The following is a 12,000-nucleotide window of genomic DNA, read 5'->3' as shown; positions in this document are numbered from 1 at the left end:
CACACCGCCACGCCGGGCGCCTGCCGCCCGCGGGGGCCGGCCGCCCCCCCGGCCGCCCACGGCACCGCACCGCACTGCCCGCCCCGCCCCGCCCCACCGCAGTCACCGAGTCACGGTTCCGGGAGGTTCCTCCACATGACCACGACCGCCGCACCCGCCACCACCCCGTTCCGCTTCTTCGACGTCCACGTCGTGCGCACCCGGCGGCTCGGCCCCTCCATGGTCCGGATCACCTTCGGCGGCGAACGGCTCGACGAGATGGCCTCCGGCGGCCGTGACCAGCGCTTCAAACTGTTCCTCCCGCAGGCCCACCAGTCCGAGCCGGTCTTCGCCGACCAGAGCGAGAACTGGTACCCCGCCTGGCGCGCCCAGGACCCGGCCGAGCGGCCGCTGATGCGCTCGTACACCATCCGCGAGCAGCGCCACGAGCCCGCCGAGATCGACGTGGACTTCGCGCTGCACGGCGCGGACGCCCCGGGTGCCGCGGCCGGCGGCCCGGCCTCGCGCTGGGCGGCGTCCGCCGTGCCCGGCGACCGCGTCTCGGTCCTCGGCCCGGCCGTCGAGGACAACGGCGGCGTCGACTTCCGCCCGCCGCCCGGCACCGACTGGATCCTGCTGACCGGCGACGAGACGGCGCTGCCCGCCGTGGCCGGCATCCTGGCGTGGCTCTCCCCCGGCACCCAGGCCAAGGTCTTCCTGTCCGTCGCCCACGCGGCCGACCGCCAGGACCTGCCCACCTTCGCGGACGCGGACATCACCTGGCTCGCGGCGGACGAGCGGCCGGCGGACGGGCAGGACGCCCTCCTCGAAGCGATCCGCGCCGCCGAACTGCCCGAGGGCACGCCGTACGCCTGGATCGCGGGCGAGGCGGGCAACGTGAAGATGCTGCGCCGCCACCTCGTGCGGGAGCGCGAGTTCGACCGCCGGGCCGTGAAGTTCACCGGCTACTGGCGGCGTGGCGCCAGCGAGGAGGACCTGCTCGCGGAGTACATCGCGAGCACGGCCGCCGGCAACGAGGACTGACCCGGCCTCGACTCCGGCCCCTCGTACCGTGCGTGTGCGACGGTCCGTACACGCACCTGAGGGAGGGGCTCCGCTCGTCAGCGAGCGGGGCCCCTCCTGGCTTCACGACGCCTGCGCGTCACAGCGCTTACGCGTCACAGCCCGAGCCGCGCCAACGCCTTCCCCGCATCGGCGCCGCATGTGCCGTCCCCGGCCGCCGTCCAGGCCGCCGCGCACAGCGCCCGCAGTCCGTCCAGCGGCGCGCCGTCCCCGTCCAGCGCCAGTACGCCGTCCCGTACGGACGCCGTCCAGCCGCCGCACCCGAAGCCGCCGTCCGTCTCCCCGGACACCTCCGGCTGCGGGCCGAGCACGCCGCGCAGGTCCGCGTCCACGTACGTGGGGCGGTGCTGCGGAGGAGCGGCCAGCAGTTCGGCCGCGGTGGTCACGCCGGTCAGCACCAGCAGCGAGTCCACCCCGCCGTTGTAGGCGCCCTCGATGTCCGTGTCGAGCCGGTCGCCGATCACCAGCGGCCGCTGCGCGCCCGTACGCAGCACCGTCTCGCGGTGCATGGGCGTCTCCGGCTTGCCCACCACCTGGGGCGTGCCGCCGGTGGCGGTCCGTACGACCTCCACGAGGGCGCCGTTGCCCGGCGCGATGCCGCGCTCCTTGGGGATCGTCAGGTCCGTGTTCGAGGCGAACCAGGGCACGCCGCGCTGGACCGCGTAAGCGGCCTCCGCCAGCCGTTCCCAGTTCAGTTTCGGGTCGAATCCCTGCACCACCGCGGCCGGGTCGTCCTCCGCGGAGTCCACCGGCACCAGCCCGCGCTCGCGCAGCGCCACCCGCAGGCCCTCGCCGCCGACCGCCAGCACCCGCGCGCCGTCGGGCACCTGCCCGGCGATCAGCCGGGCGACCGCCTGCGCCGAGGTGATGACGTCCGTCGGGGCGGTGGGCAGCCCGAAGCCGGTGAGCTGGTCGGCGACCGCGTCCGGCGTCCGGGAGGCGTTGTTGGTCACGTACGCCAGGTGCATACCGCCGTCCCGGGCCGTACTGAGCGACGCGACGGCGTGCTCGATCACCGAGCCGCCGGCGTAGACGACTCCGTCCAGGTCCAGCAGCGCCGTGTCGTACGCCTCGCTCAGTGCCCGTTCGCACCGTCCGGGCTGCTTGCGCACCCGCTCGCTCATGCCGTTTCGCTCCTTCTGCACAGGTGGTTCCGCCGGTCGCTCGGGCCCCGCGAAACGGAACCCGGCCTACCGATATATCCGGCCGGACAACGGTTTCCCCCCGATCATCCCGCACTCCCGAAGGCGGCATAGCATTCCCCAATGACCAGCACCGACGGCCTCCGCCTCCACCCCTTCCGCGGGCTGCGCTACGCCCCGGACCGCGTCAGCAGCCTCACGGCCGTCACCTCCCCGCCGTACGACGTCGTCGTACGGCCGGACGGTGTGCGCCACCTCGAAACGGCCGACCCGTACAACATCGTGCGGCTCATCCTCCCGCAGGCCCCCGACCCCGCCACCCGGCACCGCCAGGCCGCCGAGACGCTGCGCCGCTGGCGCGCCCAGGGCGTCCTGGCGGCCGACGACCGGCCCGCGCTCTACGTGTACGAGCAGAGCAAGGGCAGCCTCCTGCAGCGCGGCCTGATCGGCGCGCTCGAACTGGACGGTCCCGTCCTGCCGCACGAGGACGTGATCCCCGAGGTCGTCGAGGACCGCGCCGCGCTGATGCGCGCGGCCGCCGCCAACTTCGAGCCGCTGCTCCTGTCCTACGTCGGCCAGGGCACCGGCAACGGCGCCACCGGCGTCATCGAACGGACCGTCCGCACCACGCCGCTGCTCGCCACCACGACCGAGGACGGCTTCGCGCACCGCCTGTGGGCCGTCACCGACCCCGCCGACCTGACCACGGTCGACGAGGATCTCGCCGTACGGCACGCCCTGATCGCCGACGGCCACCACCGCTGGGCCACCTACCAGCGGCTGCGCGAGGAACACCCCGGCATCGGGTCGGCGAGTCCCTGGGCCAGCGGCCTGGTGCTGCTCGTGGACTCCGCCCGCCACCCTCTGCAGGTACGGGCCATCCATCGCGTACTGCCTCACCTGCCGCTGGACGACGCGCTGGCCGGACTGGACGGCGCCTTCCGTGTCCGGCCGGTGGACGGCCCGCTCGACGCGGCGCTGGCGGTGCTGGACGCGGCACCCGGCAACGCCTTCCTGCTGGCGTCGGGGCCGGAGCGGTTCTGCGTGCTGGACCGCCCCGAGCCGGAACTGCTCGACCGGACGATCCGCCGGGACCGCCCCGCGGCGTGGCGCGAGCTGGACGCCACCGTGCTGCACTCGGTCCTGCTGGACGAGGTGTGGCGGATCCGCGACCACCCGTCCGAGATCGGCTATCTGCACAGTGCCGCGGACGCCGTCGAGCAGGCGGCGAAGCACGGCGGTACGGCCGTCCTGATGCGCCCGGTCCTTGAGCAAACGGTGCGCCAACTCGCGCTGGACGGGGTGACCATGCCGCGCAAATCGACGTCCTTCGGGCCGAAGCCGGCCACTGGTCTGGTACTGCGCGTACTGGACGAAGAGGCATGATTCCGGGCCGTACAGAGGCCTGATCCCAAGCATCACCGTGCCCGATTCCGGGTCGTACGGCTTCCTCCCGCCCACCGCCGGCCCGGCGCGCGTGTCCCGCGCCGGCGCCTAGGCCCCCCTTCCCCTTCCGCCACACAAGTTAGGTTAGGCTTACCTCATCACGTAAGCGGATGGAGCCGTTCCCCCCTGCGCCGACGGTCTTCTGCCCCAGCGCGGGCGTTCCATGCGCATCCCCCCACGTGAGCAAGTCCGCATCAGGGAGGACACGTTCATGAGTCTCCTCGCGCACTCCGCCGAGGACCCGTCGCCCGCCGCACGCACCGGGGCGCCGGACAGCCGGTCACAGCTGTTCAACGACAGCACCACCGAGCACTACCGCCGCTCCGTCGCCGAAGGCGTCGCCCGCATAGCCGACAAGATATCCGCGACCCGACGCCCCTTCACCGGCGTCACGGTCGACGGCCTCTCCCCCACGGTGGCCGGCATCGACCTCGAACAGCCGCTGCACGACCCCGCCGCCGCCCTCGACGAACTCGAAGAGGTCTACCTCCGCGACGCGGTCTACTTCCACCACCCGCGCTACCTCGCGCACCTCAACTGCCCGGTCGTCATCCCCGCCCTCGTCGGCGAGGCCGTCCTCTCGGCGGTCAACTCCTCGCTGGACACCTGGGACCAGAGCGCCGGCGGCACCCTCATCGAACGCCGCCTGATCGACTGGACCGCCCGGCGCATCGGCCTCGGCGAACGCGCCGACGGCATCTTCACCAGCGGCGGCACCCAGTCCAACCTCCAGGCCATGCTGCTGGCCCGCGACGAGGCGTGCCGTACGGCCCTCGCCCGCGAGAACGACCCGGACGCGGGCATTCCGGGCGAACGACCCCAGGGCGCCACAACTCCGGTACGCCGTACCGACATCCTGCCCCGGCTGCGCATCTTCGCCTCCCAGGTCGGCCACTTCAGCATCGAGAAGGCCGCCACCCTGCTGGGCCTCGGCGCGGAAGCCGTGATCGCGGTGCCGTGCGGCCCGGACAAACGGATGCGGGCCGACGCGCTCGCCGCCGAACTGGCGCTCTGCGAGGCCGAGGGCCTGATCCCGATGGCCGTCGTCGCCACCGCGGGCACCACCGACTTCGGCAGCATCGACCCGCTGCCCGAGGTGGCCGACCTGTGCGCCCGGTACGGCGCCTGGATGCACGTGGACGCCGCGTACGGCTGCGGCCTGCTGGTCTCCCGCCGCCGCGCCCTCCTGGACGGCATCGAGCGCGCCGACTCGGTGACGGTGGACTACCACAAGTCCTTCTTCCAGCCGGTCAGCTCCAGCGCCGTCCTGGTACGCGACCACGCCACCCTGCGGCACGTCACGTACCACGCGGACTACCTCAACCCGGCACGGATGGCCGAACGCCGGATCCCCAACCAGGTCGACAAATCGATCCAGACCACCCGCCGCTTCGACGCCCTCAAACTCTGGCTGACGCTGCGCACCATGGGCGCCGACGGCATCGGCGAACTCTTCGACGAGGTGATCGACCGCGCCGCCGACGCCTGGAAGATCCTCAATGACGACCCGCGCTTCGACGTCGTGGTCGAACCCCAGCTGAGCACCCTGGTCTTCCGCTACCTGCCGTACCCCGACGACCGGGACCCGGTACTGAGCGACGAGGTCAACCTGCACGCCAGGGAAGCGCTGTTCGCCTCCGGCGACGCCATCGTCGCCGGCACGGTCGTCGACGGCCGCCACTACCTGAAGTTCACCCTGCTCAACCCCGAGACCACGCTGGCCGACATCGCCACGGTCCTCGACCTGATCGCCGAGCACGCCGGCGCGTACCTCGCCGCGCGCCCCGAACCGGCCCTCAGCGCCGCGAGCTGACCGTCCCCGCCGACCGGCCCCCACAGCCGACGGCCGACCGACACCCCGCAAACGGAGACCCCACGTGTCCGCCCCTCACGACTTCATCGCCATCGGCCTCGGGCCCTTCAACCTCGGCCTCGCCTGCCTGACCGAGCCCATCGACGAACTCGACGGCCTGTTCCTGGACGACAAACCGTCCTTCGACTGGCACCCCGGCATGATGCTGGAGACCAGCACCCTCCAGGTGCCCTTCATGGCCGACCTGGTCACCCTCGCCGACCCGACCTCCCCGTTCTCCTTCCTGAACTACCTGAAGGAAGCGGGACGGATGTACTCCTTCTACATCCGCGAGAGCTTCTACCCGCTGCGCGCCGAGTACAACGACTACTGCCGCTGGGCCGCCGCCAAGCTGGCGAGCATCCGCTTCGGCCACCAGGTCACCACCGTCGAGTACGACGAGAGCGAGCAGGTCTACGTCGTCCACGCCGACCACCTGCCCACCGGTGAGAAGAAGACCTACCGCGCCCGCAAGATCGTCCTCGGCACCGGCACCCCGCCGCACATCCCCGAAGCCTGCCAGGGCCTCGGCGGCGACTTCCTCCACAACGCCGACTACCTGGAGAACAAGGCCGCCCTCCAGGCCAAGGACTCCATCACCATCGTCGGCAGCGGCCAGAGCGCGGCGGAGATCTACCTCGACCTCCTCCAGGACATCGACAGCCACGGCTACCACCTGACCTGGGCCACCCGCTCCCCCCGGTTCTTCCCCCTCGAATACACCAAGCTCACCCTGGAGATGACCTCACCGGAGTACGTGGACTACTTCCACGCCCTGCCCGCGGCCACCCGCGACCGCCTCAACGCCCAGCACAAGAACCTCTACAAGGGCATCGACTCCGAGCTGATCAACGAGATCTTCGACCTGCTCTACCAGAAGAACCTGCACGGCCCCTGCCCCACCCGGCTGCTCACCAACACCGCGCTCGCCGAAGCCTCGTACGACGCGGCCTCCGCCACGTACACCCTGGGCCTGCGCCAGGAGGAACAGGGCCAGGACTTCACCCACGCCACCCAGGGCCTGGTCCTCGCCACCGGATACCGGTACACGACACCGCGGTTCCTCGCCCCGCTGACCGGCCGCATCGCCTGGGACGACGCCGGCCGCTACGCCGTCGCCCGCAACTACAGCATCGACACCGCGGGCCGCGACATCTTCGTGCAGAACGCCGAACTGCACACCCACGGCTTCGTCACCCCCGACCTGGGCATGGCCGCGTACCGCAACTCCTGCATCATCCGCGAGCTGCTCGGCCGCGAGTACTACCCGGTCGAGAAGTCCATCGCCTTCCAGGAGTTCGCCGCTCCGGCCGGCCCGCACCACCCCGTGGAGGTCTCGCCCGTATGACCGCGCCCGTCTTCACCCGCACCCACGCCTCGCTCGGCGAGTTCGCGCTGCGCCCGGTCGACCCGGCCGCCGACGCGGAGCTGCTGCACGGCTGGGTCACCCACCCCAAAGCCGTGTACTGGATGATGCAGGACGCGGACCTCGCAGCCGTCGAGGCGGAGTTCGCGCGGATCGACGCCGACCCGTACCACGACGCCTTCATCGGCCTGCACAACGGTGTCCCCGCCTTCCTGATGGAACGTTACGACCCGGCACACCGCGAGGTCACCGAAGTCCACCAGGCCGCGCCCGGCGACGTCGGCATGCACTTCCTGACCGCGCCGACCGACACCCCGGTGCACGGCTTCACCCTCGCCGTGATCACCACCGTCATGGACGCGCTGTTCGCCGAGCCCGGCAACCGGCGCGTCGTCGTCGAACCGGCCACCGGCAACACCGCGGTACACGCCCTGAACAAGGCCGTCGGCTTCGAGATCGAACGCACGGTCACGCTGCCCAAGGGCGAGGCGTACCTGAGCACCTGCACCCGCGACCAGTTCCTGGCCGCCCGAGGAGAAAACCCATGCTGAACCCCACCGCGGACACCACCGAGGCCACGGCGCCCGACGCCGTCCGCCACCTCACCCCCGAGCTGTGGGCGCGCGCCAACCGCCTCCTCGTCCGCAAGGCCCTCGCCGAGTTCGCCCACGAACGCCTGCTGACGCCGCAGCGCCTGCCCGAGGACGGCCACTACGTCGTACGCAGCGACGACGACCGTGTCGAGTACCGCTTCGCCGCCCGCCGGCTGAGCCTGGACCACTGGCACATCGACGCCGACGCCATCACCCGCCGCCGCGACGGCACCGAGGTCCCGCTGGACGCCCTCGACTTCTTCATCGAGCTGCGCCGCACCCTCGCCCTCAGCGACGACATCCTCCCCGTCTACCTGGAGGAGATCAGCTCCACCCTCTCCGGCACGGCGTACAAGCTGGCCGCAGGCCCCCTGGCCGCCGCGGAACTGGCGAAAGCGGACTTCCAGACCATCGAGACCGGCATGTCCGAGGGCCACCCCTGCTTCGTCGCCAACAACGGCCGCCTCGGCTTCGGCGTGCACGAATACCACTCCTACGCCCCCGAGGCCGCGAGCCCGGTCCACCTGATCTGGCTGGCCGCGCGCCGCGACCGCTCCACCTTCACCGCGGGCGAGGGCGTGGACTACGACGGACTGGTCCGGGACGAACTGGGCGGCGCCACCCTCGACCGGTTCGCCGCCACACTGCGCGACCTCGGCCTGGACCTGGCCGACTACCACCTCATCCCCGCCCACCCGTGGCAGTGGTGGAACAAGCTCTCCGTCACCTTCGCCGCCGAGGTCGCCCAACAGCACCTCGTCTGCCTCGGCCCTGGCGACGACGCGTACCTGGCACAGCAGTCCATCCGAACGTTCTTCAACACCAGCGACCCGTCCAAGCACTACGTCAAGACAGCCCTGTCGGTCCTCAACATGGGCTTCATGCGCGGCCTGTCCGCCGCCTACATGGAAGCCACCCCGGCCATCAACGACTGGCTCGCCGGCCTGATCGCGAGCGACGAGACCTTCCAGGCCGCCCGCTTCTCGATCATCCGCGAGCGCGCCGCCATCGGCTACCACCACCGCCAGTACGAGGCCGCCACCGCCAAGGGCTCCCCGTACCTGAAGATGCTCGCCGCCCTGTGGCGCGAGAGCCCGGTGCCCACCCTCGAACCGGGCCAGCGGGTCGCCACCATGGCCTCCCTGCTGCACACCGACCCCGAGGGCGGCTCGCTGGCCGCGGCCCTCGTCGAAGAGTCGGGCCTGACCCCGGCGGACTGGCTGCGCCGCTACGTGGACGCGTACCTCACGCCCGTCCTGCACGCGTTCTACGCCTACGACCTGGTCTTCATGCCGCACGGCGAGAACGTCATCCTCGTCATCGAGGACGGCACCGTACAGCGCGCGATCTTCAAGGACATCGCCGAGGAGATCGCGGTGATGGACCCGGACGCGGTGCTGCCGCCGGCCGTCGAGCGCATCCGCGCCGACGTCCCCGAGGACAAGAAGCTCCTCTCCCTCTTCACGGACGTCTTCGACTGCTTCTTCCGCTTCCTCAGCGGCATCCTGGTCACGCAGGACGTGCTGGACGAGGACACCTTCTGGCGTACGGTCGCCGACTGCGTGACCGCCTACCAAGAGGCCAATCCGCAGCTCGCCGACAAGTTCCGGCAGTACGACATGTTCGCGGACGAGTTCGCGCTGTCCTGCCTGAACCGCCTCCAGCTGCGGAACAACGAGCAGATGGTCGACCTCCAGGACCCGGCCGGCGCACTCCAGCTGATCGGCACGCTGGAGAACCCGATCGCCCGCTTCGCCCCGGCCGCCGGAGCCTGACACCCGGGCGGAAACGAGTGAAGGGCGGGACCCCGGTGGGGTCCCGCCCTTCACTCATGTGCCGTCAGACAGCCGGGCCGCGATGGCCTCAGCCCTGCTCGGGGCGCCCTTCGCGCGGGGCGTCGGCGGGGACGTCGCCTTCGGCGGCGTCCTGCCGCGCGGGGGCGGCGGGCTCCTCGGTCACGGCCTCGGCCACGTTCCCGGCCTCGGGGGCCGTGTCCGCGATCTCGTGGTCGTCCCGGTCCTCGTGGCCGTCCTCGTCCTCGTCCTCGTCCAGCGCGTCCGTGAACTCCACGCCGTCCAGCTCGGCCAGCCGGTCCGAGGCGTTCGTGGTGCCGCCCTGGTCCGCTTCCAGCGCCTTGGCGAACCACTCGCGTGCCTCGTCCTCGCGCCCGACCTCCAGCAGCGCGTCGGCGTACGCGTAGCGCAGGCGGGCGGTCCACGGCTGTACGGAGTTCGACGCCAGCTCGGGGCTCTGCAGCGTCACGACGGCCGCGTCGGTCTGGCCCAGGTCGCGCCGGGCACCGGCCGCGACCAGCCGCATCTCGACCTGGCCGGCCCGGTCCAGCTTCTGCACCTCGGGCTCACCGGCCATGGCGAGGGCCTTCTCGGGGCGGCCGAGACCGCGCTCGCAGTCGGCCATCACGGGCCACAGCTCCACACTGCCGGTCATCCGGCGGGCCGCACGGAACTCCGCCAGCGCCTCGCCGTACTTCTCGACGGCGTACGCGGCGAAGCCGGCCGCCTCGCGCACGGCGGGGACCCGCGACGCGAGCCGCAGCGCCACGCGCGAGTACCCGTACGCCTCCTCCGGCTCCTCGTCGAGCAGCTTGGCCACCATGACCAGGTTCCTGGCGACGTCGTCGGCGAGGGTCTTGGGCAGGCTCAGCAGCTCCTGCCGTACGTCCTTGTCGATCTCCTCGCCGGTGACGTCGTCCGGGATCGGCAGCCGCTTGATCGGCTCCCGGTCGCGGCGGTCGTCCCGGCGGTCGTCGCGGAAACCGCCGCGGTCACCACGGTCGTCACGGCCACGCCCGGCACCGTACGGGCGGCGCCCGCCTCGGTCGTCGTCCCGGCGGAAGCCACCACGGTCGTCGTCCCGGCGGAAGCCACCACGGTCGTCACGGCGGGGGCCACGGTCGTCCCGGCGGAAGCTGCCGCCACGGTCGTCCCGGCGGTCGTCGCGGCGCGGGCCACGGTCGTCACGACCGCCGAAGCCACCGCCGGAGGGGCGACCGCCACGGTCGTCACGGCGGAAGCCGCCGCGGTCGTCGTCGCGACGCGGGCCGCGATCGTCGCGACGGAAACCGCCGCGGTCGTCGTCCCGGCGCGGGCCGCGGTCATCGCGGCGGAAGCCACCACGGTCGTCACGGCCGCCGCCGAAGCCACCACCGGAGGGGCGACCACCACGGTCGTCGTCACGACGGGGACCACGGTCGTCGCGGCGGTCGTCGCGACGGAAACCGCCGCGGTCGTCGTCGCGACGCGGGCCGCGATCGTCACGGCGGAAGCCGCCACGGTCGTCATCGCGACGCGGGCCGCGGTCATCGCGACGGAAACCGCCACGGTCGTCACGGCCACCGCCGAAGCCGCCACCGGAGGGACGACCACCACGGTCGTCATCACGGCGCGGTCCGCGGTCGTCACGGCCGCCACCGAAGCCACCGCCGGAGGGACGACCGCCACGGTCATCGCGGCGGAAGCTGCCACCACGGTCGTCATCACGGCGCGGGCCACGCGGGCGGTCGTCGCGGCGGAAACCGCCGCGGTCGTCGTCGCGGCGCGGGCCACGGTCGTCACGGCCGCCGAAGCCACCGCCGGAGGGGCGACCGCCACGGTCGTCACGGCGGAAGCTGCCACCACGGTCGTCATCACGGCGCGGGCCGCGGGGGGCACGGTCGTCACGCGAGAAACCAGGGCGGTCGTCGCGGCGGAAGCCACCGCGGTCGTCGCGACGGTCGTCACGGCGCGGGGCACGGTCGTCGCGGGGGAAGCCGCCACGGTCGTCCCGGCGGTCGTCACGGCGCGGGCCACGGTCGTCACGGCCGCCGAAGCCACCGCCGGAGGGGCGGCCGCCACGGTCGTCGTCCCGGCGGGGGCCACGGTCGTCACGGCGGAAGCCGCCGCCACGGTCGTCCCGGCGTCCACCGCCGAAGCCGCCACCGGAGGGCCGGCCGCCCCGGTCGTCATCACGGCGCGGGCCACGGTCGTCACGCCGGAAACCGCCGCGGTCACCGCCCTCGCGCCGCTGGGGCCGGCGCTCCGAGCGATCGTCGGAAGAGTTGGGGGACATCGACGTGACTCCTGTCTTCGGTACTGCAAACATTCTCGCGCACCGACCACTCCGGCGCGCTTCGACCAAACAAAAAAGGACCCTCAGCCCCAGCGTGAACGCTGGGACCAAGGGTCCTCCAAAGATTGTTCGGCGGCGTCCTACTCTCCCACAGGGTCCCCCCTGCAGTACCATCGGCGCGGAAAGGCTTAGCTTCCGGGTTCGAAATGTAACCGGGCGTTTCCCTAACGCTATGACCACCGAAACCCTATCGGGTTCTAGCGAACAAGCACACTCTTCAATTGAATAAATCAATCAGTGGAACTTGGTTCACCGCCGTTGCGACTGTTCGCAACCCGGGAACCACACAGTGGACGCGAGCAACTGAGGACAAGCCCTCGGCCTATTAGTACCAGTCAACTCCACCCGTTACCGGGCTTCCATATCTGGCCTATCAACCCAGTCGTCTACTGGGAGCCTTACCCCATCAAG

Annotated in this window: 9 protein-coding genes and 2 rRNA genes; 6 read left to right on the top strand and 5 right to left on the bottom strand. The window is 71.8% G+C overall.

Annotated features, from left to right (window positions below; genetic code table 11):
* Nucleotides 1-135 precede the first annotated feature (135 nt).
* Nucleotides 136-1,023, top strand: coding sequence for a siderophore-interacting protein (locus JXZ78_RS33110; protein WP_030024171.1), 888 nt, complete (start codon nt 136-138; stop codon nt 1,021-1,023).
* A gap of 134 nt (nt 1,024-1,157) precedes the next feature.
* Here the strand turns inward: JXZ78_RS33110 and JXZ78_RS33105 are convergent, their stop codons facing one another.
* The gene (locus tag JXZ78_RS33105) at nt 1,158-2,186 is read right to left on the bottom strand and encodes an HAD-IIA family hydrolase (RefSeq protein ID WP_030024170.1); all 1,029 of its coding nucleotides are present in this window, start codon (nt 2,184-2,186) and stop codon (nt 1,158-1,160) included.
* A 141-nt stretch (nt 2,187-2,327) separates the two neighbouring features.
* Between JXZ78_RS33105 and JXZ78_RS33100 the strand changes: the two genes are divergently transcribed.
* The 5 genes from JXZ78_RS33100 (at nt 2,328) to JXZ78_RS33080 (ending at nt 9,236) form a co-directional block, all read left to right on the top strand.
* On the top strand, nt 2,328-3,590 hold the full coding sequence (locus JXZ78_RS33100; protein WP_030024169.1) for a DUF1015 family protein: 1,263 nt from the start codon (nt 2,328-2,330) through the stop codon (nt 3,588-3,590).
* A 271-nt stretch (nt 3,591-3,861) separates the two neighbouring features.
* Complete coding sequence (locus tag JXZ78_RS33095; protein ID WP_030024168.1) at nt 3,862-5,463, top strand: pyridoxal phosphate-dependent decarboxylase family protein; 1,602 nt, start codon at nt 3,862-3,864, stop codon at nt 5,461-5,463.
* Nucleotides 5,464-5,527: 64 nt separating this feature from the next.
* Nucleotides 5,528-6,850, top strand: coding sequence for a lysine N(6)-hydroxylase/L-ornithine N(5)-oxygenase family protein (locus JXZ78_RS33090; RefSeq protein WP_030024167.1), 1,323 nt, complete (start codon nt 5,528-5,530; stop codon nt 6,848-6,850).
* Nucleotides 6,847-7,419, top strand: a complete 573-nt coding sequence (locus tag JXZ78_RS33085; RefSeq protein WP_030024166.1) for a GNAT family N-acetyltransferase — start codon at nt 6,847-6,849, stop codon at nt 7,417-7,419. The genes JXZ78_RS33090 and JXZ78_RS33085 overlap by 4 nt, the downstream gene beginning before the upstream one ends.
* Nucleotides 7,413-9,236 (top strand): IucA/IucC family protein, encoded by a 1,824-nt coding sequence (locus JXZ78_RS33080; RefSeq protein WP_030024165.1) that lies wholly within the window; start codon nt 7,413-7,415, stop codon nt 9,234-9,236. The genes JXZ78_RS33085 and JXZ78_RS33080 overlap by 7 nt, the downstream gene beginning before the upstream one ends.
* Before the next feature lie 88 nt (nt 9,237-9,324).
* On the opposite strand, the gene JXZ78_RS33075 is transcribed toward JXZ78_RS33080, so the two are convergent.
* The 4 genes from JXZ78_RS33075 to JXZ78_RS33060 form a co-directional block, all read right to left on the bottom strand.
* Nucleotides 9,325-10,185: a hypothetical protein gene (locus tag JXZ78_RS33075; RefSeq protein ID WP_208870237.1), complete on the bottom strand. Its 861-nt coding sequence runs from the start codon at nt 10,183-10,185 to the stop codon at nt 9,325-9,327.
* Entirely contained in the window at nt 10,122-11,450 is a 1,329-nt protein-coding gene (locus JXZ78_RS33070) for a hypothetical protein (RefSeq protein WP_238783540.1), read from the bottom strand. The genes JXZ78_RS33075 and JXZ78_RS33070 overlap by 64 nt, the downstream gene beginning before the upstream one ends.
* Nucleotides 11,451-11,656: 206 nt before the next feature.
* A 5S ribosomal RNA gene (gene rrf / locus JXZ78_RS33065) occupies nt 11,657-11,773 on the bottom strand.
* 121 nt (nt 11,774-11,894) lie between these two features.
* Nucleotides 11,895-12,000, bottom strand: a 23S ribosomal RNA gene (locus tag JXZ78_RS33060); the annotation flags it as partial.

It is taken from the genome of Streptomyces monomycini (assembly GCF_022271435.1).
GTDB lineage: Bacteria > Actinomycetota > Actinomycetes > Streptomycetales > Streptomycetaceae > Streptomyces > Streptomyces monomycini.
The sequence above is the reverse complement of the archived record's forward strand: the minus strand, read 5'-3'. Positions and strand labels throughout refer to the sequence as shown.